The following is a 24,181-nucleotide window of genomic DNA, read 5'->3' as shown; positions in this document are numbered from 1 at the left end:
CGCGGTGCGGTTGAGCCGGGAGGAGCGCGATCAGGTGTTCGCCGCAGTAGCGGACGAGCGCCGGTCGATCGCCGCCTTGATCGCGGAACTCGATGCCGACCAGCTCGCCACGGCGAGTCTGTGTGCCGGGTGGGACGTGAAAACCGTTGCGGCCCATCTGGTCAGCGATTTCGAGGACGGCTTCTGGGGCTTCCTGGCCAGCGGCCTGCGCCACGGCGGCATAAACCGTGGGATCGATGCGTTGGCCCGAAGTCGCGCGCAGTGCCCAGCGGCAGACATCGCCGAGACGTTGCGCAGCCGGGCCGACTACCGCCTGAGCCCACCCGTGACGGGTCCGTTGTCGGGGCTGACCGATGTGTTGGTGCACGGTGCCGATATCCGGATACCGCTCGGACTTCCGCATCTCCCGGACCCGCGGCATGTCGCTCGGGTACTCGATTTCCTCACCAGCCGAACGCAACTCGGATTCTTTCCGCACCGTCGCCTGCGCGGCATCGCGCTTCACGATGAGGACACCGGGCGAATCTGGGGCGAAGGCCGGCCCATCACCGGGCCGGGCGTCGCGCTGATGCTGGCCGTGTGCGGCCGCACCGTCGCGTTCGACGATCTGGCAGGCGACGGCGTGACCGTCCTGCGCTCGCGGCTTACCTAGCTGAAGCGGATGTTCATGGTCGCCAGGCCGAAGATCTTCTTGCCGTCGGCCTTCGCGGAGACGACGATCACGCCCGTGCGGTTCTCCGGGTCCAGCGATTTGATCTTGCCGCTGAACTCGATGTCGGCGCCCTCTTTGGCCGACACGATGGCCGGCTGGGACAGCCGCACCGCGTACCGGGTCACGGCCCCTGGATCACCGGTCCAGGTGGAGACGAATCCGGCGCCCAGACCCATGGTCAGCATGCCGTGGGCGATCACGTCGGGCAGCCCGGCCAGCTTGGCGATGTCCTCGTCCCAGTGGATCGGGTTGGCGTCGCCGGCCACTCCGGCGTAGTTCACCAGATCGCCGCGCGACAGCCGGGTGTGGTGCACCCCGAGCTCGTCGCCGACCTTGACGTCCTCGAAGGACGGCGTCCCCGGGGTGCGGGTCAGCCCGTCCTGGGCGATGCGGACCTCGCCTTCGGGGCGGACGGTCCTCTCATACTCGTCGTCGTTGATCGCGAAGAGGTCGACGTCATGCATCATCGCCCTCTGCACCGCGGACTTGATCTCAGGGTTGAGATCCTCGGCGGTGACACCGACGACGGTGGTGTGCAGTGTGTGTACCCGCTCGCCGTCGGTGTCGGTGAAGGTGTTGGTGACGGTGATCATGTCGCGGCCGGCGATCCGGCGCACCGATGACAGTTCGACGTCGACATGCAGTTCGTCGCCGGCAACGATCGGGCGGTGCTGCTCGAAGACCTCTTCGGTCTGCAGGTAGGTGTCGTAACCGACGACGATCGACTCGAACAGGTGGCGGTTGGCGGCCATGGCCGGGGTAGACGTGAAGGTCAGCGGCGCGACCAGGCCCGAGTAGCCCAGCTTCGCGGCGGCGTCGACGTCCCAGTGTGCGGGGTGGTAGTCCTGCACGGCACGGGCATACTCGCGTACCTTCTCGCGGCCGACCAAGTAGGGGCCATCCGCCTCGTAATAGTGGCCGACGCGGGCTTCGAGCTCCGATGCTTCTGGTGCTGCGGTCATGAATTCGCTCAACTTTCCGATCGGCTTGTTCGCTGAAGCCGACGAAAGCACAGTAACGTCTGGTCGCCGCGGCAATCCACATCGGTACGCATCGCCGGTAGGCGAACGTGGCGCGATGGACACCGTCATCCGCCAGGTCGGTCCGCTGCGGCCAGGCGCTGTTCGACGACCGCGAGTGCCCGGCCCGCCCAGTCGATGTTCTCTTCCTCGAAGCGGATTCCGCGCAGGAGTGTCAGATACGGCCCGATGCGCTCGGCTTCGGCCAGGTATGCGTCTTCAGTGCGCCCGGCCAGCAGGTGATCCTGAACGCGGCGGTAGCGGGCGAGTTTGGCGGTGGCCCATTGCCGGCGTTCGGTGAGCGCGTCGCGGACCGCCTCGATGTTGCCGGTATCGACTGCTTGGATCTGAACCAGGAGGTCCTCGCGGATCGCTCCGGGTTTCGGCGCGATCGCGGTGAACTCGTGCAAGGCGAGCCGGCCCTGGTCGGTCAGCGAATACAGGCGCTTGTTCGGTCGGCGATCCTGTTCGACGAGCCGTGCGGTGATCAGCCCGTCTGCGGCCATGCGGTCGAGTTCGCGGTAGAGCTGCTGAGGTGTGGCCATCCAGAAGTTCGCGACCGACGCATCGAACCCTTTGGCCAGGTCGTAGCCCGATGCTTCGCCGTCGAGCAGCGCGGCCAGGACTGCGTCGCGTAACGCCATGGGCCGATGTTAGCAGCGAAGTGATTATTCAAAATGTTGACTATCAAACAGCCCGGCGCATAGCATCGCCGCCAGTCGAAGAATTGCGATGGAGGTGTCAGGTGCATCTGTTCAGGGAAGCGGTCGAGGCCCGCGACGAGGCCGCGATCGAGGCGCTGTTGGCAGACGATGTGGTGTTCACCAGCCCGGTGGCGTTCAAGCCGTATCCGGGCAAGCCGATCACCGCGGCCATCCTGCGCGCCGTCATGCGGGTCTTCGAGGACTTTCGGTACATCCGGGAAATCGCCGATGCGTCGGGCCACGATCATGCGCTGGTCTTCGAGGCCACGGTCGACGGCAAGAAGATCACCGGCTGCGACTTCCTGCACCACGATGACGACGGCAAGATCGACGACTTCATGGTGATGGTGCGGCCGCTGTCCGCAGCGACCGCTTTGTCGGAGGCCATGGCCGCACAGTTCGATCGGATCAAACAAGAAGCCGCGGAACAGATTCAGCGGGAGTCCGCTACTGCTTGATCAGCGGCTCGCCTACGGCCTGATCAGGGTCCCCGCGTCCGACGCCGCCTTCTGCAGTTCCGGAATCGTCATGTCGGCGTAGTCGGCGTTGACCGGCCCTGATGCGTTGCCCAGCCACGGCACCACGCCGGGGTCCGGGGTGACGCCCAGGTGGTATGCCTGGATGCCGGGCAGGTGGTACTGCAGGAAGTTGACCAGGATGTCGACGACGAAGATGGCGCCGCCGATCGGTCCGGTGCTCAGCAGTGCCGCCGAGTTCATCAGCGGGATGGCGGCGTCGGGATTGCCGATCATCACGATCGATCCGTAGTGGGGCTTGCTGCCTCCGCCGGGCACGTACTCCGGCATGAACGGCTGCAGACCGGGCAGATCGGTGGAGAAATAGGCGGCGGTATCCCCGTAGGTGAGGACGTTGACGAATCCTGAGTCGGCGCCGTTGCCCGGCACCGTGGTGTTGAGGCCGGGGCTCTCAAAACCGATGCCGCCCAAGCCCGTCTGCTGTGCGACGTATGCGGCTTCCCATCCGCCGAGCGAGTGCCCGGTGACGAAGATGTCTTCCTTGCGGTAGCCCTGCGCGATCGCTGCGGCCTCCACCTCCTGCTCGAAGGCAACTGCGTCGATGAAGGCCTGAGGCGGGGTGTCGGTGAAGATCACCTGGGTGTCCGCGATCACCTGGGAAACCGCGATCAGCGGGTTGTGCAGCAGGTTCGTGCCACCCGTTGTGCCCTGGTAGGCGATGATGATCTGCCCTTCGGGCGTCACCCACGCCTTGCCCGACATACCGGTCAGCACATTGGTGGATTCCATCTGCTTGCCGTCGACCACGAACGGTTTCAGGTCGCCGGGGGTGCCGCCCCACACGTACGCGGCCGTCGCGGCGTTGAGGAACTGCGACACCGTCGGGGTCTTGCCGGTGGTGGGCCCGTCATAGATCATCGTCGGCGGCACTGGTTGCGCGGCAGGGGTTTTCGTCAGCCCCAGCTGGCCTTCGATCTCACGGAACGCCGCGAAGAGCGCGTTGTTGATCGGCGCGAAGTCGAGCGGGCTCTCGGGTCCGTTGGCGGAGACGGTGATGTCGAGCACCTGCAGCACCGTGTTGACGATGCGGCCGGGAAGTTCGGCGATCTTGGCGATCGGCGACAGCGGCTCCGGGGGATTCGGAGTCGGCTTGGTCGTGGTGGTGACCGCGGCGACCTTCGCGGTCGGGGGGATCGCGTTCGCGGCGGTCTTCGGCGCGGCGTGGATTACCGCCGTGATCTCCGGCAGGGCTGTCTTGCGTGCCGGGCCGGCCGCCGATATCGCGGAGCGGATCTCGTCGCGGATGGTTGCCGCCGGCGGCGCGACCACGGCCAGGCGCTTGGCCGTCGTGCGGGGTGAGAAGTCCGACTTGGCCAAACGTGTGCCGTCGGCCCGGGTCGGGACAGGCGGCTTGATGTCGCGGAGCTTGCCGCGAACGATATCGGCGAGCGACTCCTGCTGCAGCGTGGTCGAGTTCGGCTGTGCAGCTGGTGAGGTGTCGTCATCGTTCGACGACGTCGCGTCGGGCGCTGTGGTGTCAGCGGTGTCGAGGTCCGGGGTCTTCGCAGACGGCGACAGCCGGTTCGGACGTGTGCTGCGTCGGTCCGCCGGCTTCTTGGGTCCGTGGCCGGTTCCCGCACGTGAGTGGCTCGACGACTGGCCCGAGGATGCCGACGAGGACGACGAGGACGACGAACCGGTGCTGCCGGGATCCGCCCACGCCACGGCCTGTGCGCTCGTGCCGGCGATCCCGACCCCGATACCGACGGCTATGACCGACAGGCCGTATCGCAGCGGCATGCGTCCTGCGTTCTCCGGGCAGCGCGAACTGTTCACCATTACCGATGTCCCCCTTGACATTCCGCGATGGTGTCCGGATCTGCCGGTGACGGGAATGCCAGCCGCTACGAACACACGCCGGCCCAATATATGACATCGCCTGATGTCATAAGAGGGCTTTTGCCATCTTGCGTGACGGTCTCGGCGGGGTGGCCGAAATCAGTGAGTTCAGCCCCTTCGCCGCGGGCGTGGGATAGTGGCCAGGCCGTTGCGGCGCACGGTGGTCATGATGCTGAACCACCACGGTCGGCCCGGGTCGGGATCGAGGCCGTTGGACATCCGGTGGATCTGGTCGGTGTGCCATTGAATATCGAGCAGCGCATCGGCGGCGTGCAGGTCGACGATGCGGCCCAGCAGTGAGCGCGCCGCGATACGGGGAGTTCCGGCTGCGGCGTGGTGCCCGGCGTTGTCCAATAGTCGTTGCGCGGCCTGCGGGTCGATGCAGAGCGGGCGACCGATACCCACGATGTCGCAGGCACCTTCGGCGAGCGCGCGATCCATGGCAGTGCGTGAACGGAAGCCGCCCGTCACGGCGAGCGGCACATCGCCGGCGTGCTCGCGAACGCGCTCGGCGTATGTGAGGAAGTAAGCCTCCCGGTCGCGGGTGCTCTGCCGTGCGATCGAGCCCATCATCGCCGGCCGCTCGAACGTGCCGCCACTGATCTCGATCAGGTCGATCTGCTCGGCGGCCAGGCGGGTCACCACCTTCTCGGATTCGTCCTCGGTGAAGCCGCCGCGCTGAAAGTCGGCCGAGTTCAGTTTGATTCCCACCGGGAATCGGTCGCCCACCGCGGCACGAACCGCCCGCAGCACTTCGATCGGGAATCGCATGCGGCGTTCCAGATCGCCACCCCAGTCGTCGTTGCGCCGATTGGCCAGCGGGGAGAGAAACTGCGAGATCAGATAGCCGTGCGCACCGTGCAGCTGGACTCCGTCGAACCCGCAGTCCTTGACGACGGCGGCCGCGGTCGCGAAACGCCGGATGGTCGCCTCGATCTCGCGTGCGGTCAGGGCGCGCGGACGTGGTGCGCCGGGAATGGCGAGGGCAACGTCACTCGGTGCCACCGGGCGGGTGCGGCCGGCGAGTGGGTTGGCCTGCCGCCCAGGGTGATTGAGCTGGACCCAGATGTGCGTGCCGCCCCGCTTGGCGGCCCGTGCCCAGCGGCACAGCTGATCACGATCGCGGCCGTCCTCGATGGCGACGTTACGCGGCTCAGCCATGTGGAGCCGGTCCACTGTCACGTTGCCCGTGATGGTCAAGGCGCAGCCGCTACGCCCCCAACGGTCATAGAGGCGTTCGAGCTGCCCGGTGGGCGCGTGGTCGCGATCGCTCAGCTGCTCACTGAGCCCGGCTTTCATCAGCCGGTTTGGCAGTGTCTGTCCGCAGGCCAGCGTGAGCGGCTGATCGATGGAGCTCATGGCGACCGCACTCTATCGAGAAGCCGGGGCGGGCCGCCGATCATGAGCCAGAGTATTGCATGAATCCTCAGTTTTTGAAGTTGCGTTCAGTTATTGTGTTGTTTCATGCGGCTCCTCGCAGCGGCCATACAACTCGAGGCGGTTCTCGGCGACGTCGCCGAGAACCTGTCCGCGAGCGAACGGCTCGCCGATGAGGCCGGCCGGGCGGGAGCGAAGGTCATTGCGCTGCCCGAATTCTTCTCGACCGGAATCGGTTTCGTGGAAGAACTCAAAGACGCTGCGCTTCCGCCGGGCGGAGAAGCCACCGCGCTGCTGTGCCGGCTCGCCAGTCGGCACCAGGCACTGGTCGGCGGTTCGTTTCTGTGCCGCGACCCCGACGGACACGTGCGCAACGCCTATATCGCCGCCGGTCCCGGCGGCATCGTGGGCCGGCATGACAAGGATCTGCCGACGATGTGGGAGAACGCCTTCTACATCGGAGGGAGCGACGACGGAGTCTTTGCCAACGGGGACTACCAGGTGGGTGCCGCGGTGTGCTGGGAGCTGATGCGGACCCGCACGGTTCGCCGGTTGAGGTCGCGCGTCGATCTGATGATGACCGGTTCGGGGTGGTGGTCGATCCCGGAATGGACTCCGCGGGTGTTGTTCGACCGGTGGGAACGCCAGAATTCCGCGACGGCCCGCACTGCTGCGGCGTCGTTTGCGAAATACGTTGGCGCACCGGTACTTCATGCCGCGCACGCCGGGGTGTTGACGTGCTCGATGCCGTGGTTGCCGGTCAGTTACGAGGGCCGTTTCGAGGGGTCGACGCTCATCACCGACGCCGGTGGGGCGATCGTCGGCGAACGTCGAGCCGACGAGGGCGAGGGTGTGGTCCTGGGCGAGATCGAGATCGGCCGTCGAACACCGGCGCTCGAGCCGCCCGAGGCGTACTGGCTCCATCCGCGCGGGGCCCTCGCGAGCGCCACGTGGCACTACCAACGCTGGCACGGCAGACGCTGGTACCGCCGTCACGTGACGAGTGCGCGGGTGTGACCTCTCATGCCTGCAGAGCATCGCGAACCAGTCCGCGACCGAGTTCGATGCAATGCTCAAGTTCGGTGAAGCTGAGGGCCAGATCGTCCTGGCGCAGGGCGAGAGCGATCACGCCGTTCCAGGCTCCCCACAGAAACTGCATCGTGGCGGGTACGTCGACGTCGCGGATCAGCCCGGCGTCGCGCGCCTCGGCAAGGTCGGCTTCGACGTTGCCGACGATCCGCCTCACTCGCGCCGCGATCCGCTGCTCGGCGTCTTCGAGCGTCCCGCCGCTGGACGGCTCCAGCACGCGCAGCACCACGAGCCTGAACTTGTCCGGATGGTCGAGGAAGAAGCGCAGGTAGCAATCCCCGGATTGCAACACGCGATCGAACGGCCCACAGTCCCGGTCGATCCGGCCCATGTACTCCTCGTTGACGTCGAGTGCACGCTCGACGAGTGCGAGGTAGAGGCCGTCTTTCGACTCGAAATGGAAGTACACGGTCCCGACCGATACGTCGGCAGCGGCGGCGATCTCGTCAACGGTGGTCCGCACCAGACCCTTTGCGGCGAACAGCCGTTCGGCGGCATCCATGATCGGACCTGCCGTACGCATCCGACGGCGCTGCGCCCGGTCGCTGAGACTCTTTTCCGCCATACCGAACCGAACGCTACCTGGCGCGCGCCCGAGCCCGGGAGCTGACCCGCTGGCGCGGATCAGTTGCGTGAAAGTCGTCCGACAAACCGTTGAGGAGGATTCGTGAGCCAAGCAACCGAGGCCCTGTTCGAGCGTTACCACGCCGCCTGGGTGGGGCACGATGCCGACGCCATCGCCGGCCTGCACAGCGTGGACTCTGTGTTTCATCTGCACGTGGGCCAGGATCCGGCGCGGGGCCGGGAGGCGATTCGGCTCGCCGCGGCCCAGGTCTTCGAGCTGGTGCCGGACCTTGGTTTCGTGCCGGTGTCCCTGCGGGTGGGCGAGGACTACTGGGTGGCGGAGTGGACGATGACCGGCACGACGCCCGCCGGTACACCCGTCGAGATCGACCTGGTGGATGTCGTGTCCGTCGAAGACGGACTGGTCACCAGTAAGCAGTCCTACGTCGACGGCGCGGCCATGCAGGCCGCGATGGCCGAGATCAACCCTTGACAACATACAACCAAATGGTTGTATGTTGGAGGTGTGACTGAGAGCGATGAGGACCGGGCAGACGCCTTGTTCCACGCGCTCGCCGACCGGACCAGGCGAGACATCATGCGCCGGGTTCTGGCCGGGGAGCACTCGGTCTCGGTGCTCGCGGCGAAATACGAGATGAGCTTCGCCGCGGTGCAAAAACACGTCGCCGTGCTGGAGAAGGCCGGGCTGATCACCAAGCGACGCAACGGTCGTGAGCAGCTGGCCAGTGGTGACGTAGAGGCAGTGCGGTCGGTCGCGTCCATGTTGACTGAGCTGGAACAGGTTTGGCGTGGCCGCATCGCACGCATCGATGAACTGATCGCATCAGATACCAAGGAGGACTGAACCATGCCCGTAACCGATGTCAAACACGACCTCGACAGCCTGACCCTGACGATCACCGCCGACTTCGCTGCCCCGGTGCAGCGCATCTGGCAGGTCTACGCCGACCCGCGCCAGCTGGAGAAGGTGTGGGGCCCACCGACGTACCCGGCGACCGTCGTCGACCACAGCCTCACGCCCGGCGGGCGCGTCACCTACTTCATGATCGGCCCGGAGGGCGACAAGCACGCGGGGTACTGGGATGTCACGGCTGTCGACGAGCCGACGAACTTCGCGTTCGACGACGGTTTCGCCGATCTGGACTTCAACCCGAATCCCGAAATGCCGGTGTCCAAGAACGTCTACACCTTTGCCGAACACGACGGCGGCACCCGCGCCACCTACGTGAGCACCTACGAGTCCGCCGATGCGCTTCAGCAGGTGCTGGACATGGGTGTGGTCGAGGGGGCCTCGTCGGCGATCAACCAGATCGACGACCTGATCGCAGCGTGATCCGCCGCGCTGACCGGTTTACCGGTGGCGCCCGACCGTCGCGGCCACTGGGCGGGAATCGGATTCGCTGTCCTCACCGCTGTTGTCGGGCGCCAGCATCACGGCGGTGATCGGGACGACGAGTGCGAGAAGGCCGATCACGAAGACCGGGAACAGGAACGAGAACACCTCGGGCCCACCGGGAACCGGCATCGTGTGGTCGACATTCACCCGCACCGCAGCCATGCCGGTGTAGTGCATGCCGACGACGGCCACACCCATCACCAGGCCGGCGACGAATCGCAGTCCGCGTGATTCGAGGACGAGGGTGAACCACAACGCGGCCGTCGCCGCGACGACGGCGATCACGAAGGAGAGGACGACAAGGGTGGTGTCGTAGGTCATCGTGCCCTGCATCTGCACTGCCCACATGCCGGTGTAGTGCATCACCGCGACCGCCAGGCCGGTGATCACACCGCCGGCCAGCAGGCGGCGCAGGTCGAATTCGCGGCCGATGGTGATCAGACCGACGAACACCGCGACGATGGCGATGACGGCTGAGGCAATCGTCCAGCCCAAGTGGTACCGGACCATGCTGCTCGGGATCGCGAAGCCCAGCATCGCGATGAAGTGCATCAGCCAGATGCCCACCCCGCCAATGGCGATCGAGGCCATCAGCAACCAGCGGAGCCGATCGCGTCCGCTGGTTGCGGTGGCACCGCAACGGGTGCAGGCCAGGCCGACGACGGAGCCGGTCACCGAGACGATGTACGCAAGAAACAACAGCCAGAGGCCCATGTCGAAGTGATGTACTTGGTGGTTCATGGTGTGTTCCTCGAGACTGTGGGACTGGTGGGGCGGGTGGATCTAGAGGGCGGCGGATCTACAGCGCTGAGGACGGCAGGCGGTCCAGCGCGTACGAGGTGATGGCGATCAGGGCATTCTTCGCTGAATCGCGTTGCCGTGCATCGACATTGATGATGGGCACGTTCGGCGAGACCGACAGCGCCTCACGCAGCTCGTCGATGCTGTGGGTCGGCGAGTCGTCGAACTCGTTGACCGCGATCAGGAACGGCAGGCTGCGGGCCTCGAAGAAGTCGACGGCCGCGAAACTGTCATCGAGCCTGCGGGTGTCGACCAGCACCACGGCGCCGATCGCGCCGTGCACCAGGTCGTCCCACATGAACCAGAACCGCCGTTGCCCGGGGGTACCGAACAGATACAGCACCAGGTCGTCGGCAATGGTGATGCGGCCGAAATCCATGGCCACCGTGGTGGTTTCCTTGCCGGGGATCGCCTCGAGATCGTCGTGGCCCTGCGAGGCGTTGGTGACGAGTGCCTCGGTGCGCAACGGCACGATCTCCGACACCGATCCGACGAACGTGGTCTTGCCGACGCCGAAGCCTCCGGCGATCACGATCTTCGTCGATGACACGGTGGGGCCGGAGTCAGAGTGCGCGTAATCCACTGAGGGTCCTTTCGATCAGTAGGCGCCGTTCTGCAACGGTCGAGCGGTCGGTCAGGGTGGCGTGTACGCGAAGGTGGCCGCTGTCCACCAGATCGCTCACCAGTACCCGCGTCACCCCGATGGGTAGGCCGGCGTAGGCCGAGATCTCGGCGATCGACGGCCGGGTGTCGCACATCCGGACGATGACGGCGGGGATGTCGCCCGGTGCGCAGTCGAGATCACCGGATGACAGCACGGCCTCCACCGGTGCTTCGATCGGTACCTCGACCCGGGCTCGGGTTCGTCCGCCGGTCAGGGTGTACGGCCGCGCGCGACTGGCGGACCGCTTCTGCTCGGGTCTGTCCATGCTCAGGGTCATCGAGCTGCATGGGTGGCGCGCGGTGTCGCCTCGACGGTCTTGCCCACCCGGTCGACCAGCAACGCCATCTCGTATCCGACCTGTCCGATGTCGCACGAGATCGAGGCCAGGGTGGCCAGATACGAGCCGTTGCCGACGCCCATCAACAGCAGGAACCCGTCGTCCATCTCGACGATCGACTGCCGTACGTTGCCTGCCTCGAACAGCCGGGCGGCACCGGTGGACAAGCTCGCCAGGCCAGAGGTGACCGCGGCCAGTTGCTCGGCACGATCGGCAGGCAGGTGGGAGTTCGCGGCCATCAGCAGTCCGTCGGCCGACACCAGGATCGCGTGGGAGACACCCGGCACGTCGCGGACGAAGTTGGACACGAACCAGTCGAGGGTGCCTGAGGTGCCTGACCGTGTTGCAGCAGATCCCGCGGACCGTTCATGTGGTTGCGTGCCGGTGTTCATCGATCTCCTTCGATTCGGCTCTGTGCTGCGTCGGTCTCGGCCCGGCCCCTGCGTACGCCGGCCAATTGCCGGCTCAGGATGTCCCGGATGGCCGCAGGATCGTTGGACCCGTCGGCCCGGGCCTGGGTTTCCGATCTTGCCTCATCGGGCACCAGGCGCGCTCCGCGTTCGCGAATCGGCAGCCCGGATGCGGTGTGCCGCTTCGGTTCCTGCTCGACAGCCTTGGCCGCGGCCTCCCAGCTGGCGTCGGCCGCGCTGGCCCAGACCCGGTGGCGGGATTCCGGTGCCGTCGGATCCATCAGCCATTCCGAGGCCATCCGCTCGAAGATCGGAGCACTCTCCAAAATCTCCGCCTCGATGCGCGGTTGCACGGATTCGGTGGCCGGTGCGGGTTCGGGGCTCGGCGGTTTCGAGGCCGCGGGATCGGAATTGCCCGAGGTGAAGTACGAGAGCGGATTCCCGCGCTGCTGACGCTCGGGTTCTTCACGATCGGCCGGCGCCGGGGCGGTGAGCCCGTTGGCGGGGGCCGGGATGCCGGTCACGCCGCTGGCGCCCGGTGAGCGCTTCGGCAGTCCGCTGGCGGTCGCGCGGACCGGGGCGCCGGATTCGGGCTCGGGCGGCGAGCTGGCCTGCGAGCCGTTCGTCAGGGCATGCGTCCCGGCTGTGAGTGCTCCCCGCCCGGCTCCGGCGGACCGCGGGCGGGATTCTCCCGGAGAAGGCTCGGCGAACGAACCGGTGCGCAGGTCGTCGAGGCTCTCGCTCATCCCTATCGGTGAGACCAGCGTGCCGGGTAGATGCACGCTCGCCGTCACACCGGGGCGCTCGGTCAGGGCGGAGGTGGTCCGCAGCCGCACCGTGGCCTCGTGGCGGCGTGCCAAGCGTCCGACCACGAAAAGGCCCATGCGCTTCGCGGTTTCGGAGGTCACCTCACCACCGAGCGCGAGGCGTTCGTTCGCCGCCGTCAAGTCGTCCTTGGACATGCCCAGTCCGCGATCGGCCACCTCGACCAGCAGGCCGGCGTCGACCGCGCGTCCGACGGTCACCATGACGGGCGAATCGGGCGGTGAGTAGCGCAGTGCGTTGTCCAGCAGTTCGGCGATCAGGTGGCCGATATCGCCGGCGGCCGATCCGGCGATCGACACGTCGGCCATGTGTCCGACCTGCACCCGGCGGTACTCCTCGACCTCGGACATCGCGGCGCGCAGCATGTCGGGCAGTGCGACAGGGGGCGATGTTCGGTGGCGTTCCACGGTGTCGGCGAGGACCAGCAGGTTGTCGCCGTTGCGGCGCATGCGTGTCGCGAGGTGATCGAGCCGGAAGAGGTGATCGAGCCGGACCGGATCTTCCTCGTCGAGCTCGAGTGTCTCGATGAGTGCCAACTGTTCCTCGACCAGTGACCGGCTTCGACGGGACAGGGTTTCGAACATGTCGCCGATCTGGAGGCGGACACCGTGCTCACTGGCGAGGCGGACCGCCTGGGAGTGGATGTCGTCGATCGCGCGCGCGAGCTGACCGACCTCTTCGTTGGTACGGAACGGCAGCGCCTGGATCTCCGGCATACCGCCGCCCTTGCTGAGGCGTTCGATCTCCTCGGGCAGCTCCACCTGTGCCACCTGCAGCGCGCCCTGGCGCAGCCGGCCGATCGAGCGGATGAGTGAGCGGCCGACAGCGAGGGCGAAGACCAGGGCGGCCAGCACGGCGCCGAGGATGATCGCGGTGTCGCGCAAGGCATCGGACCGCAACACGTTGGCTCGGTGGTGCAGGGTGCCGTCGAGGTCGGCGGACAGGCGCTGCGTCATCGCGCGGTACTGGTCGACGCTTGCCCGCATCGCTTCGGTGAACGCGGGCGCGTGCACGGTGTCGCCGGACGGTTCGCTATAGGTGTCGCGGCGAACGTCGGACTCCTTGGACAACGCCGTGGCTTCGTCGGTGGGTGTCAGCCGGCCGAGTCGATCGATGGCCGCTGCCTCGGCACCCGCGGCGTCGGCGACCTCGGTGCGAAGCTCGTCGGACTCCCTGAAGTCGGGGGCGGCGATCAGGACCCGCTGCGTCGTCAACGCCCGCTGCGCTGTCAGTGCGTCCACGAGTTGATCTGCCAGGGGCCGCACGACGCGATCGTCGACCGTCCCGGTGGTGGTCGCGATCGCGGACACGACGCCGGACGCCACGTCGGACGCACGTTCGGCGATCACGCGCTGGGGCAGCGGGCCCGATTTGATGTCGTCGCGCAGCGTCTTGGCGGTCGGAGATGCGGTCGTCAGTTGTGCGGCGGCGGTCGGGTCGAACTCGGCGGATGTGATCAGGGCGTCCAGGGCGCCGGCGCTCTCGTCGAACTGTCTGAGGGGCTCTTCGAGTGGTGCGCCCGAGGCGGCGGCGTAGGCCAGGCCGTCGAGCCGGTCGACCAACTCCACCGCGGGCACCACGATCACGGCGTTGTCGGATGCGAGGTTCAGCCGCGAGGCGGCCGACAGTTCATTGTAGATACGGACTGCGCCGAACGTCGCCGCGAGCAGGATCGGCAACACCAGAGTCGCCGCGACCTTCCATCGAAGCGGCCAGCTTTCGATGGACGCGCGAGACGCGCGAGACGTCCGCGTCATGGTCGGACGCGCATGTTCTCCGACGCTCGGATCATGTGCATCCACAGCCGTACCACCCTTCACCGAGCTAATTGACGTTCCAGCAGGGGAGCTCGGCCACCGGACAGGGTAAGGGATAGGTAACGATTCTGCATCGACGGGGCTAACGGCGGCGCGTTCGCTGGCGCCGTTCCTTAATTTGTGTGCGCTTCCTACGTGCGGGTTTCTTGCGAATGTAAGAAGATGCTGCGATTGTGAGGACCCCCGCCGGTGGGAAGCTGTCGCGACGGCTGAGTCGGGATTGCTGGCAGTGCCTGCCGCGATGATCTTGATCGTTCGATCAGGGCGAATGGGAGTGCCGCAGCAGCAAACAACTGCGGCGGATGTTGTCAAATCCGTGAGTGTGAAATACGTCTCTGTCGACGTTCTTTCAGTGTGTAAAAGCAGCTTAAGAGGGATCCTTAATGTGTCCACGGCCAACTCGATGCTTCGTCTCAGCTTGGCCGAGCACGCTTGGCACTGTGTAGAAGTGCCGTGAAGCTCCGCTGGAGGTCAGGGAAATGGCGACAAAAGCTGCCGGCTCGACGGTCATCGAGTTGGCGACGCATCCACTCTGGTGTTCGTCGCAGCGCTACTCCCGTGAGCTCGCCGCGGCCAAGCGCAGGCATCCGTCGTCGTACCGGCCGGAGGCCGAAGACGACACGATCGATCGCGAGTCGCAGCGGCCGCCGCAGTCGGGTTTGCGGGCCAACGCTCTGGTGACCCCGCTTTCGTGCGCTCGGGTTCTCAAGTTCGACCCGGCGGCGGACGAGCTCGTCGGGGATTGATGCCGCGGCCCCCCGCTGTGGCCGAAACGTGACGAACGCTTGACCGAATTGCCTACGTGTGACTACACATTCGGACCGCTGCGGGCCCATACCATGACAACGTTCAAGATCATGGGGGCATCGCAGAGGGATCGAATTGATGCGCGCGGTTTTTCAGGGTGTTCTCGTACTGGTCGTGATCGTCATGACCTTCTTCTCCGGAGTCACGGATAACGTCGACACGGCGGCGATGAGTCTGCCGGTGGCGTCGACCATCGAATCGATCGCACCGGCCAAGGGCGCTGTCGTCGGCGTGGCTCATCCCGTAGTGGTGACGTTCAAGAAGGCGGTCACCAACCGGTCGTCCGTCGAGCGTGCCCTCGGCCTGATGTCCACGCCGGCGCGCACGGGCACCTACGAGTGGCTCGATGCCAACGTCGTGTCATGGACTCCGGCCCAGTTCTGGCCGGCTCACAGCACGGTGATGCTGTCCGTCGGCAGCATGCGGACCGAATTCCAAACCGGCCCAGCGGTTGTCGGCGTAGCCGATATCTCCGATCACACCTTCACCGTGACCATCGACGGGATGGCCGAAGACCCGCCGATCGCCCTTCCGGCGCCGCACCATCTGCCACATGCCGGCGAGCCGGGTGTGCTGCTGGCCTCCCTGGGACGTCCGGAATACCCGACGCCGGTCGGCACCTACACCGTCCTGGGGAAAGACCGCACGGTGAAGATGGATTCGAGCAGCGTCGGCATTCCCGTCGATGCCCCCGACGGCTATCTCCTCGATGTGGACTACGCGGTCCGCTTCACCCATCGTGGCCTGTTCGTGCACTCGGCGCCGTGGGCTGTGCCGTCGATGGGACTGGACAACACCAGCCACGGCTGCATCAGCCTGGTCCCGGCGGCGGCCGAATGGTACTTCAACACCGTAAACATCGGCGATCCGGTGATCGTGCAAGAGTAGCGAAACACCCTGCCACGCAACGGAAACAGAGCATGAGAAAGGCGCCCGGCTGGTGAGCCGGGCGCCTTCCTTGTCGCTACGTGGTGGGGTCAGGTGGTGGGGTCAGCCCGCACCGATCAGTCCGCGGGACCTGGCAGCGTGGGCGTCCCGGCAACCGGCCCGCCGCCGGGTGAAACGGTCGGCACACCCTTTCCGGTGCCTGCGGCGACAGTTACGGGAGCGGCGATGGGCGCTGCGGCGGGGACGGGGGCCGCGGCGGGCACGACCGGCACCGGCGGCGCCAGCGGCACAGGCGGGACCGCCACCGGCGGTGGTGCCAGAGGTACCGGCGGCACGACGGGCGGTGGTGCCACGGGCACCGGCGGGACGGCTGCGGGCGCCGCCGCGGGCACGACGCCCGCGGCTTCGACCGCGGCAGCCGCACACAACGGTGCGCCGGCTACGGGCGCAGCGCCGGCGCCGACGCACTTGTAGCCCCCCGTCTTGAGTTGCAGCGCGGCCGCGGCGTGCGGACTCAGCGCTACGGCGGTCGCCACTGCCGTCATGCACAATCCAGCGCTGACAACAGTTTTGACCGTGATGTGAGCAAAGGTAGCCATCCCCGGACCAGCTCCTGTTTTTCGTGTCGAAATTACATCGATGAAGATTGTGACGAGCGCAACGGTAGGACCGTGTGAAATCGATGTCTACTCAAGTTCCCAGTTGATGCTGGGATGACATGTGAGCGAGCCGCACTCGTGATCACATCGTTTCCAAACGGTTGCGGCCGCCGTGATATGGCAGCGCACGGAAATGAATGTAACTCGGCGTCCCCGTGCGATTTTCGCAAACATCACGGCAAACACCGCCGCACACCGTGGACGGCATCATTGACCGAGCTGCATCTGTATCCCTTTGGCCACAAGCTCTTCGAAGCTGTAGCTGAATTCGCCACGACGTCCCACCGAGAGCACGTAGCGATCCTGGCCTTCGGTCAACGGCACGCTGAAGGAGAAGGTGCAGCTGGCGGCGCTGCCCTTGCCGGGCCCCAGGGTGGTCGTGGCCAGCACGTCGCCCTTGCCGTTCTTGACCGTGACGATGGTGCCGGGGTTGACGTCGGAGTAACCGTTGGCGCCCTGGCACGCCTTTCCGTCCGAGGCGATGCCCTGCACCCCGGCATTGTCGGAGAGCACGAAAATGCCCGTAACCGTGACTTTTTCGAGCACGCGGAAACCTTCGGAGAAGTGCGGGCAGAACGTGTCGACGGCGATCTTGTCGGCTGCCAGACCCTGTTGGGCTTCGCCGTCTTCCAGCCGGCGGCACACCTGCCGCCCGTGAGCCACCGCGTTGGCATCGGAATTGAACTGATCGAAGAGCCCGGCATCCCGCAGTGCCGCAAGGTATCCGGCTTCGGGTGGGGGTGGTGGCCTGCGACCCGCCACCAGCAGCACCCACACCACCGCGGCAGTCATCACGATGATCACCGCGGCCGCCGTGGTGCCCAGCCACGTAGACCGGATGCCTGAGGTCTTCAACTCCAGGTAGTCGGGCAGCATCCGGCCCCCATCGGGGTCCATCGACACCGACCTGCCGTCGCGTACCCGGTTCGTCGGGTGTCCGGTGACGAAGTAGCGGCCCTCGTGGCGCGCGGTGGGATCCGGTCGCCATCCCGTGGCTGACGTGTGGAGCTGTCCGCAGCGGCTACAGGTGTCGGTCCCGTCGAGCGGGGATCCGCAATACGGGCACGTCATAGCCCGCGATCCGCCGCAGTTGATCGACAACGGTTCGCCAGCGTCATCGTCGGGCCATCTGTCATCACTAACCGTTATATGCCGGTCGGTGCGCCCGCACAGCGAGCCGCTCAGATTGGCTGCCGCGAAAATCGCCCGCGCCGCCAGGGGTTGGCGCTGAGCAGTCGCTCGAGCCCCCCGTGCGGCCGCGGTTCTGCCCGTATACCGTGCTTGCCATGACACGCGTGACGGTGATCACAGGCGGTGCGGGCGGCATGGGGCTGGCGACGGCAAAAGTCGTCGGCCCGGAGCATCCGGTGGTGCTGTGCGACGTGCGGCAGGACCGCCTCGACGACGCCGCCACCGCCCTGGCTGACCTCGGTATCTCGGCCACGACCGTCAATGCCGACGTCACCGACCGGGATGCCGTCGATCGGCTTTTCCAGACCGCAGCCGGGATCGGCAGCGTGGGCGCGGTCGTCCATGCGGCGGGGGTCAGTCCCAGCATGGGTGACGCCGAGTACGTCATGAGGACCAACGCGCTGGGCACCCTCCTGGTGAACGAGGCTTTCTTCGGGTCAGCTGCCGAGGGCGCGGCCATCGTCAACGTAGCGTCGATGGCGGCACACCTGCTGCCCGAGGAAGTCATTCCCGCGCAGCATTTTCCGCTTGCGTTGCAGGATCAGGACGCATTCCTCGCCGAGATGCTCGCGGCATGCAGCGTGGCCCCCGAGGACATGAGGTCCGGCTTCTCCTACGCCATCAGCAAGGCCTTCGTGAAGTGGTTCAGCTCGTCGCAGGCCGAGCGGTTCAACAGCCGCGGTATCCGCATCGTCTCGGTATCCCCGGGTTCCGTCGACACGGAGATGGGCCGGCTGGAGGAGCAGGCCGGGGCGGGCGCGATGGTGGCCGATGCCGCCGTGCCACGCTGGGGCAAGCCCGAGGAGATGGCCGATCTGCTGGCCTACTGCGTCAGTGAGCGGGCCGGCTACCTCACCGGCACGGACATCCTCAACGACGGCGGCGTCGTGGCCTCGATGCGGGAGCGTGCCCGCTTGGCCGCCGCCGGCAGTTAGCCGGCCGAACCCGACGTCCGGGAGTTATCCGGCCGCCGTCTGCGGTGACAGTTCTCTGAGCACGGCGTTGGCCCACACATCAGCCGGCAGCGCCCCCGGTGGCGTGTCCCGATACCCGTCGTGAAACGGTAGGAAGAGCGGTCAGGGCTGCCCGCAGTCGTAGGCATCCGGGTGCCCACCGATCCGCGATGTGATCGCTCGCTGCGACCAGGTGCCGCCACCAGGTACCCGAAGTGGTCCGCGTCAAACCATGGCAGCGCACCGTGCGGCAGGGCCGAGAGTCGGGTACACCTCGAGTGGTGGGCAGAACGACGCCCGGCCGGGGACCAATGTACGCCGATGATGACGAAACCGTAAGGAACACAGTTTGTTTGGCATTTCGACGCAGCACATCACGTCAGGCGTCGCCGGCCGGGTGGCTCGCCGCACAGCGTTCAAGGTGCCGCTGGTCGTCTCGGCGGCCGCCGCGCTGTCCAGGGCGCCGGGGGCGCGTGCACAGGCCGACGGGCCTGGGGCTCGCTGGTCACCAGAGCGGGCGCAGCGCTGGTATGCCGCGCAGGGTTGGCTGGTCGGTGCCAATTTCATCCCGTCCAACGCGGGCAATCAGCTGGAGATGTTCCAACCCGAGACCTATGACCCGCAGCGGATCGACAACGAGTTGCGTATCGCCAGGTTGGCCGGGTTCAACACCGTGCGGGTGTTCCTGCACGATCAGCTGTGGGTCCAGGACCACTTGGGCTTTCAGAACCGACTGGCCCAGTTCGTTGCTCTGGCATCCAGTCACGGGATCAAACCGCTGTTCGTGCTGTTCGATTCCTGCTGGGACCCATTTCCCCGATTGGGTCACCAGCGCCGGCCGCGGCCCGGGATACACAACTCGGTGTGGGTCCAGAGTCCGGGCGCGCAGCACCTGGACGATCGCCGGTACCGGCGCACGCTGCGCGAATATGTCGTCGGCGTCATCACCCAATTCCGGCATGACGAGCGGGTATTGGGATGGGACCTGTGGAATGAGCCCGACAATCCCGCGGCCACCTATCGCGAGGTGGAACGGCAGGACAAGGTCAAGCTCATCGAAGGGCTCCTGCCTCAGGTCTTCGGCTGGGCCCGCTCGGTCAATCCCGTGCAACCGTTGACCAGTGGCGTTTGGGACGGCCCGTGGGCAGACCCCAAGCTGCGCAGCGCGATGGCGACGATCCAGCTCGACCATTCGGACGTGGTGACCTTTCACAGCTACGACGATCCGGTCGGATTCGAGGCCCGGATCGCCGAGCTGGCACCGATGGGACGGCCGATCCTGTGCACCGAATATCTGGCGCGAGGTGAGGGCAGCACCGTCGAGGGGGTTCTGCCGGTCGCCAAACGGCACAACGTCGGTGCCTACAGCTGGGGGCTGGTGGCGGGTAAGACGCAGACCTATCTGCCGTGGGATTCCTGGGACCGGCCGTACCAGACGCCGCCGCGCGTGTGGTTCCACGACTTGTTCCATGCCGACGGCCGGCCTTATCGCGACGGTGAGATCCGCGTGATCCGGAAGCTGACCGGGCGGCCCTATCCCTGACGCCGTCAGATGGTCGTGAAATGCCGATCTGGTCCAGACATGCCGAGCGCCGACGTCAGCGCCCGCCCATCCGACTGACATCGGCGATGGCCGCGGCGAACTGCTCAGGTGCCTCCTGGGGCACGTTGTGCCCGATGCCGTCGAGGACGCGATGTTCATACGGCCCGGTGTAGAGCGCACGGTAGCCGGCTCCGTCCTTGGCCGCACCGTCGAAGTCCGACCCGATCGTGATCGCCGGAACGGTGACGGGCGGCTTGCCGGCCAGCCGCGCCTCGTCGGCGTCGAAGCGGGGCTCGCCGGGGGCCAGGCTGAGCCGCCACCGGTAGTTGTGCACGACGATGTCAACGTGGTCGGGGTTGTCGAACGCGGCGGCCGACAGGTCGTAGGTGGCGTCGTCGAAGCGCCACAGCGGCGAGGCCTTGGTCCAGATCAGCCGGTTGAACTCCTTGGTGTTCTGGCGGTAGCCGAGCTCACCGCGCGGGGTGGCGAAGTAGTACTGGTACCACCAACCCAGTTCGGCCTCCGGCGCCAGCGGCTTCAGGTTTGCCGCCAGGTTGACCGTGATGTAGCCGCTGACGGCGACCAGACCGGCGCACCGCTGCGGCCACAGCGCGGCGACGTTGTTCGCGGTGCGCCCGCCCCAGTCGTATCCGCCGATGATGGCGCTGGGAATGTCGAGGGCGTCCATCAATGCGACGACGTCCTGGGCCAGCGCGGCCTGCTGGCCGTTGCGCACGGTGTCCGCGGAGCGGAACCGGGTGGAGCCGAAGCCGCGCAGGTAGGGCACGATCACCCGGAAGCCCTGTTCGGCGAGCAGTGCCGAGGCATCGGCGTAGCTGTGGATGTCGTAGGGCCAGCCGTGCAGCAGGATCACCGGGTGCCCGTCGGCCGGGCCGGCCTCGGTGTAGCCCACGTTGAGCTCACCGGCATCGATCTGTTTGACCGGGTTCAGAGTGTGCGACGGCTTCGAGGGAGGCCCAGCCGGCACGCTCGGCGAGGGTCCGGGAGCGGGGGCGGATGAGGTACCGCAGGCGGCCAGTGTCGCCGCCCCCGCGGCGGCTGCCGTGAGGAAGCCGAAGTTCCTTCTGCTCAAACCGTTCACCATTGCTGCTCCTTGTCGCGGGCTCTTGTGTCCATCTCACTGCCAACTTCCCATCAAGTCCAACGATTGGATCTGATAGGTGCCATCGATGACATAGATAGACTGTCGCCGTGGAGTTACGGCAGATCGAACACTTCATCGCGGTGGCCGGCGAGATGAGTTTCACCCGCGCCGCCGAGCGTGCGCATGTCGTGCAGTCGGCGTTGTCGACCTCGATCGCCAAGCTCGAGCGTGAGCTGGGGGTGGAACTGTTCGACCGCTCACGGCAACGGATCAGCCTGACCGCCGCGGGCGAGGCCTTCCGCCCCCATGCCTACGAAGTCCTGCACGCGGCCAGGGCGGCAGCCGAATCCGCCGGGCAGTTCCGCGGATCGCTCATGGGCACAGTCGAATTCGGATCCCTCATTTCCTACGGCCCGGTCGATGTCGCGCGTGCTCTCGGTGGCTTCCACCGAGCCCACCCGTCCGTCCGGCTGCGGTTGAGGCTGAGCCAGGCCGGGGCGTCGGCCTATCTGGCCGCACTTCTGGAGGGTTCGCTGGATCTGGCCCTGGTATCGCTGCCCAACAGGTTCCCGCCGCAGCTCGAGATGACGTTGCTGTTCGAGGAGCCGATGCTGTTCGTCTGTCGTGACGACCATCCCCTGGCCCGGCGCCGTCGTGTCGACATGGCCGAGCTGGCCGGCGAGGATCTCGTCGGCTTCCCACCGGAATTCGGGCTGCGCCGACTGATGGACGAGGCGTTTCACCGTGCCGGTGTGCAACCGCAGACGCAATACGAGGTGCCGGCCGGGTTCGCCGCGATCGCCGAACTGGTCGGCAATGGCCTGGGCACGGCCTTCATGCCTGCCTCGGAGGCGCGCCGCTTCGGCGATCTGCGAACCGTCGCGCTGCGCGACCCGGCGATCTGGCAGGTCTACCTCGCCGCGCCGCCGGTCGAGCGGATGACACCGGCCGCGGCGCGGCTGGCCGAAACCCTGCTCGACGCTGCGGCTTCGGCAGGTTAACGAGCCAGCGGGCTGTAGAACACCAGGCCGTTGCCCTTGTTGTCGTAGACAACGGCGCGGCGCTCGTGGGCATCGTCGTACGGGTGCTTGATGATTCCCCCGCCGCTGGCCTCGATGGCTCTGGCCGCGCCGTCCACGTCGGCGGTCTTGATCCCGACGACGACTTGGCCGGGGATCGGGTGATCCACCGATGTGGCCAGGGCGAGAGTCAGCGATCCGCCGTCGAGTGCGGCGAAATGCGCGCCGTCGCGGAACTTCAACGGCATGCCGAGCGTCTCGGTGTAGAAGCGGATCGACTCATCCAGATCGTCGGTCGACAGAATGATCATCCGTACGTCGTGGTCGCTCATCGGGTTCCCTCCAGGCGGCTGTTTCTCAAACTATGGCAGGCCCACGGGCCTTGATGGTCTAGACCGGGCCGCTCAGGAAGCGGCAGCGCCGTTTCGGTTGATCGAACGGCGGGTACCTGTAGCGAAAAGAATGCCGGGACGGCGGGTGCGTCGCGATTGAAAAGCCGACCACCACAACGACACTGACCGACACGAGCCAAGGAGGCATCATGCGGCATCTTCGTCGATGGGGTGCGGTATACGTACTGCTGCTGTTGTTCCTCGGTTCGTGGCTCGGACAGTTCTTCACCCAGCTTCAGACTTTTCGATCCGAGCAGGCCGCACATGGCCAGCCGTTCCTGTGGCCGGAGTACTGGAGCACCTTCTTCGCCAGCACGCTGGAGAACTGGCAGAGCGAGTGGTTACAGCTGGTCTTCCAGGCCATCCTGTTGCTCGGTGCCAAACACTTGATCTTCAAGGTCGATGCCGACGATATGGAACGGATCGAAGCCAAGATCGACCGGATCCAGGACCGGCTCGGCTTACCCACACCACCGCCGGGGGAGGAACAGAGCGAGCAGGTGATCCGCTGATCGCACCGGTGCTGACCACGCCGGGCAGCACCTACGGCACGCGGGGTTTGATCTCCTCGATCACCCACTGGGCATAGTCGAGGTATTCGTCGACACCACTGACAGCAGGCAGCGGAACGGCACTGACGGTGACCCCTTGTTCGCCGAGCCAACACAACCTGTCGATGATCTCCTGCGCGCTCATCCCGGACCGGGCCTCTGGATCGTCGCGCACGGTATGGCCCTCGCCGACGCGTCGGGTCGCCATGCCGTGTACTACATCGAAGCGCCGCCCGTCGTAGCCCGGCTGCGACTTGAGGTATTCGATCCGTTCGGCGATCTGCTCAGGCGGGGTGAGAAAGGACCACCAGCCTGTGCCGTATCTGGCGGCCCGCCGGAGGGAGGCGTCGGCGTCGCCGCCGATCCACACCGGAAGATGTGGTTTCTGAACCGGTTTGGGCTCGACGGCGATGTCGTCGAAAGACACATACCGACCCTCGAACCGAGGGGTTTCGCTGGTCCACAGCTCGATGATGGCGGCCAGGTATTCGTCGGCGATCCGGCCGCGTTCGTGGAACGGGACGCCCAACAGTTCGAACTCGCGCTGCAGCCAACCCACGCCGAAGGTGACCATCATCCGCCCGCTGCTCATCCAGTCCGCTGTCGCCAGCGCCTTGGCGAGCACGATCGGATGCTGGAGTGGCAATACCGTGATGCAAGAGTTCAGGCGGATCGAGGAGGTGGCTCCCGCCAGGTATGCCTGGGCTGTCGTCGACTGCAGGTAATGAGGGCCGGACAATTCGACGTGGTCGCGGGGGATCGCGAAATGCTCCGGTACGGCGATCATGTCGTAGCCGAGCTCGTCGGCCCGTTTGGCCATCCGGGTCTGGTCGGCCCCGGTTACGGCCGCCTCCCAGGGTTGCATCATCGCCTTCAGGCGCAGCATGTGCGGCAGATTGAAGATGAACTGCACTGCAGCTCCGTCCGGTGTAGGCAGCGTCGGTCCTCAGGACTCTACATAT

General features: G+C 66.4%; 27 protein-coding genes. 12 read left to right on the top strand and 15 right to left on the bottom strand.

Going from position 1 to position 24,181, the window contains the following annotated elements; genetic code table 11:
* Positions 1-4: 4 nt before the first annotated feature.
* Entirely contained in the window at positions 5-652 is a 648-nt protein-coding gene (locus QQ25_RS00330) for a maleylpyruvate isomerase family mycothiol-dependent enzyme (protein ID WP_039327296.1), read from the top strand.
* Here the strand turns inward: QQ25_RS00330 and QQ25_RS00325 are convergent.
* Together QQ25_RS00325 and QQ25_RS00320 are read right to left on the bottom strand one after the other, a co-directional pair.
* A complete protein-coding gene (locus QQ25_RS00325) occupies positions 649-1,674 on the bottom strand; it encodes a fused (3R)-hydroxyacyl-ACP dehydratase subunits HadA/HadB (protein ID WP_039376759.1) in 1,026 nt (341 codons plus the stop codon). The two genes, QQ25_RS00330 and QQ25_RS00325, sit on opposite strands and share 4 nt — an antisense overlap.
* A 125-nt stretch (positions 1,675-1,799) precedes the next feature.
* Positions 1,800-2,375 (bottom strand): PadR family transcriptional regulator, encoded by a 576-nt coding sequence (locus QQ25_RS00320; RefSeq protein WP_039326578.1) that lies wholly within the window; start codon positions 2,373-2,375, stop codon positions 1,800-1,802.
* Between the two features lie 101 nt (positions 2,376-2,476).
* On the opposite strand from QQ25_RS00320, the gene QQ25_RS00315 reads away from it, so the two are divergent.
* A complete protein-coding gene (locus QQ25_RS00315; RefSeq protein WP_039376528.1) occupies positions 2,477-2,893 on the top strand; it encodes a nuclear transport factor 2 family protein in 417 nt (138 codons plus the stop codon).
* A gap of 12 nt (positions 2,894-2,905) precedes the next feature.
* On the opposite strand, the gene QQ25_RS00310 is transcribed toward QQ25_RS00315, so the two are convergent.
* Positions 2,906-4,750, bottom strand: a complete 1,845-nt coding sequence (locus QQ25_RS00310; protein ID WP_039376526.1) for a hypothetical protein — start codon at positions 4,748-4,750, stop codon at positions 2,906-2,908.
* Positions 4,751-4,918: 168 nt separating this feature from the next.
* A complete protein-coding gene (locus QQ25_RS00305; RefSeq protein WP_039376525.1) occupies positions 4,919-6,169 on the bottom strand; it encodes an NADH:flavin oxidoreductase/NADH oxidase family protein in 1,251 nt (416 codons plus the stop codon).
* Positions 6,170-6,274: 105 nt separating this feature from the next.
* Between QQ25_RS00305 and QQ25_RS00300 the strand changes: the two genes are divergently transcribed.
* Complete coding sequence (locus QQ25_RS00300) at positions 6,275-7,204, top strand: carbon-nitrogen hydrolase family protein (RefSeq protein WP_039326571.1); 930 nt, start codon at positions 6,275-6,277, stop codon at positions 7,202-7,204.
* Positions 7,205-7,208: 4 nt separating this feature from the next.
* On the opposite strand, the gene QQ25_RS00295 is transcribed toward QQ25_RS00300, so the two are convergent.
* Positions 7,209-7,841, bottom strand: coding sequence for a TetR/AcrR family transcriptional regulator (locus QQ25_RS00295; RefSeq protein WP_039326570.1), 633 nt, complete (start codon positions 7,839-7,841; stop codon positions 7,209-7,211).
* Between the two features lie 102 nt (positions 7,842-7,943).
* Here QQ25_RS00295 and QQ25_RS00290 point away from each other — a divergent pair, with 102 nt between their 5' ends.
* Genes QQ25_RS00290 through QQ25_RS00280 form a run of 3 tightly spaced genes read left to right on the top strand, consistent with a single transcriptional unit; the run spans position 7,944 to position 9,194 of the window.
* A complete protein-coding gene (locus QQ25_RS00290) occupies positions 7,944-8,333 on the top strand; it encodes a nuclear transport factor 2 family protein (RefSeq protein ID WP_039326568.1) in 390 nt (129 codons plus the stop codon).
* Between the two features lie 33 nt (positions 8,334-8,366).
* Positions 8,367-8,705, top strand: coding sequence for an ArsR/SmtB family transcription factor (locus QQ25_RS00285; protein WP_039326567.1), 339 nt, complete (start codon positions 8,367-8,369; stop codon positions 8,703-8,705).
* Positions 8,706-8,708: 3 nt separating this feature from the next.
* The gene (locus QQ25_RS00280; RefSeq protein WP_039326566.1) at positions 8,709-9,194 is read left to right on the top strand and encodes an SRPBCC family protein; all 486 of its coding nucleotides are present in this window, start codon (positions 8,709-8,711) and stop codon (positions 9,192-9,194) included.
* 18 nt (positions 9,195-9,212) lie between these two features.
* On the opposite strand, the gene QQ25_RS00275 is transcribed toward QQ25_RS00280, so the two are convergent.
* From QQ25_RS00275 to QQ25_RS00255, 5 genes are read right to left on the bottom strand one after another with little or no spacing between them, the layout of a single operon-like run.
* Entirely contained in the window at positions 9,213-9,998 is a 786-nt protein-coding gene (locus tag QQ25_RS00275) for an MHYT domain-containing protein (protein ID WP_039326565.1), read from the bottom strand.
* 58 nt (positions 9,999-10,056) lie between these two features.
* Entirely contained in the window at positions 10,057-10,641 is a 585-nt protein-coding gene (locus QQ25_RS00270; protein WP_039376524.1) for a GTP-binding protein, read from the bottom strand.
* Positions 10,622-10,999 (bottom strand): DUF742 domain-containing protein, encoded by a 378-nt coding sequence (locus tag QQ25_RS00265; RefSeq protein WP_101906401.1) that lies wholly within the window; start codon positions 10,997-10,999, stop codon positions 10,622-10,624. The genes QQ25_RS00270 and QQ25_RS00265 overlap by 20 nt, the downstream gene beginning before the upstream one ends.
* A complete protein-coding gene (locus QQ25_RS00260; RefSeq protein ID WP_039376523.1) occupies positions 10,996-11,451 on the bottom strand; it encodes a roadblock/LC7 domain-containing protein in 456 nt (151 codons plus the stop codon). Before QQ25_RS00260 ends, QQ25_RS00265 begins: the two co-directional genes overlap by 4 nt.
* Complete coding sequence (locus QQ25_RS00255; protein ID WP_101906402.1) at positions 11,448-14,051, bottom strand: ATP-binding protein; 2,604 nt, start codon at positions 14,049-14,051, stop codon at positions 11,448-11,450. Before QQ25_RS00255 ends, QQ25_RS00260 begins: the two co-directional genes overlap by 4 nt.
* Positions 14,052-14,590: 539 nt before the next feature.
* On the opposite strand from QQ25_RS00255, the gene QQ25_RS00250 reads away from it, so the two are divergent.
* A complete protein-coding gene (locus tag QQ25_RS00250) occupies positions 14,591-14,857 on the top strand; it encodes a hypothetical protein (protein WP_039326560.1) in 267 nt (88 codons plus the stop codon).
* Between the two features lie 139 nt (positions 14,858-14,996).
* Positions 14,997-15,806, top strand: a complete 810-nt coding sequence (locus tag QQ25_RS00245; protein ID WP_082017347.1) for a L,D-transpeptidase — start codon at positions 14,997-14,999, stop codon at positions 15,804-15,806.
* Positions 15,807-15,922: 116 nt separating this feature from the next.
* Here the strand turns inward: QQ25_RS00245 and QQ25_RS00240 are convergent, their stop codons facing one another.
* A complete protein-coding gene (locus tag QQ25_RS00240) occupies positions 15,923-16,351 on the bottom strand; it encodes a hypothetical protein (protein ID WP_234706237.1) in 429 nt (142 codons plus the stop codon).
* 321 nt (positions 16,352-16,672) lie between these two features.
* Entirely contained in the window at positions 16,673-17,536 is an 864-nt protein-coding gene (locus tag QQ25_RS00235) for a DUF732 domain-containing protein (protein WP_039326556.1), read from the bottom strand.
* A 215-nt stretch (positions 17,537-17,751) separates the two neighbouring features.
* Here QQ25_RS00235 and QQ25_RS00230 point away from each other — a divergent pair, with 215 nt between their 5' ends.
* Both QQ25_RS00230 and QQ25_RS00225 read left to right on the top strand, forming a co-directional pair.
* Entirely contained in the window at positions 17,752-18,591 is an 840-nt protein-coding gene (locus QQ25_RS00230; RefSeq protein ID WP_039326554.1) for an SDR family oxidoreductase, read from the top strand.
* Between the two features lie 415 nt (positions 18,592-19,006).
* Complete coding sequence (locus QQ25_RS00225) at positions 19,007-20,152, top strand: glycoside hydrolase 5 family protein (RefSeq protein ID WP_039376520.1); 1,146 nt, start codon at positions 19,007-19,009, stop codon at positions 20,150-20,152.
* A 55-nt stretch (positions 20,153-20,207) separates the two neighbouring features.
* Here the strand turns inward: QQ25_RS00225 and QQ25_RS00220 are convergent, their stop codons facing one another.
* Positions 20,208-21,257, bottom strand: coding sequence for an alpha/beta fold hydrolase (locus tag QQ25_RS00220; RefSeq protein ID WP_039326551.1), 1,050 nt, complete (start codon positions 21,255-21,257; stop codon positions 20,208-20,210).
* Between the two features lie 107 nt (positions 21,258-21,364).
* On the opposite strand from QQ25_RS00220, the gene QQ25_RS00215 reads away from it, so the two are divergent.
* The gene (locus QQ25_RS00215) at positions 21,365-22,258 is read left to right on the top strand and encodes a LysR family transcriptional regulator (RefSeq protein ID WP_039326549.1); all 894 of its coding nucleotides are present in this window, start codon (positions 21,365-21,367) and stop codon (positions 22,256-22,258) included.
* Here the strand turns inward: QQ25_RS00215 and QQ25_RS00210 are convergent.
* A complete protein-coding gene (locus QQ25_RS00210) occupies positions 22,255-22,608 on the bottom strand; it encodes a VOC family protein (protein ID WP_039326547.1) in 354 nt (117 codons plus the stop codon). The genes QQ25_RS00215 and QQ25_RS00210 overlap by 4 nt on opposite strands.
* Before the next feature lie 209 nt (positions 22,609-22,817).
* Between QQ25_RS00210 and QQ25_RS00205 the strand changes: the two genes are divergently transcribed.
* Complete coding sequence (locus QQ25_RS00205) at positions 22,818-23,180, top strand: DUF6766 family protein (RefSeq protein WP_039326545.1); 363 nt, start codon at positions 22,818-22,820, stop codon at positions 23,178-23,180.
* Between the two features lie 31 nt (positions 23,181-23,211).
* On the opposite strand, the gene QQ25_RS00200 is transcribed toward QQ25_RS00205, so the two are convergent.
* On the bottom strand, positions 23,212-24,132 hold the full coding sequence (locus QQ25_RS00200; RefSeq protein WP_039326543.1) for a TIGR03619 family F420-dependent LLM class oxidoreductase: 921 nt from the start codon (positions 24,130-24,132) through the stop codon (positions 23,212-23,214).
* Positions 24,133-24,181: the final 49 nt, after the last annotated feature.

This window comes from Mycolicibacterium setense (genome assembly GCF_000805385.1).
Lineage (GTDB): Bacteria > Actinomycetota > Actinomycetes > Mycobacteriales > Mycobacteriaceae > Mycobacterium > Mycobacterium setense.
This window is presented reverse-complemented; position numbering and strand designations above follow the sequence as displayed.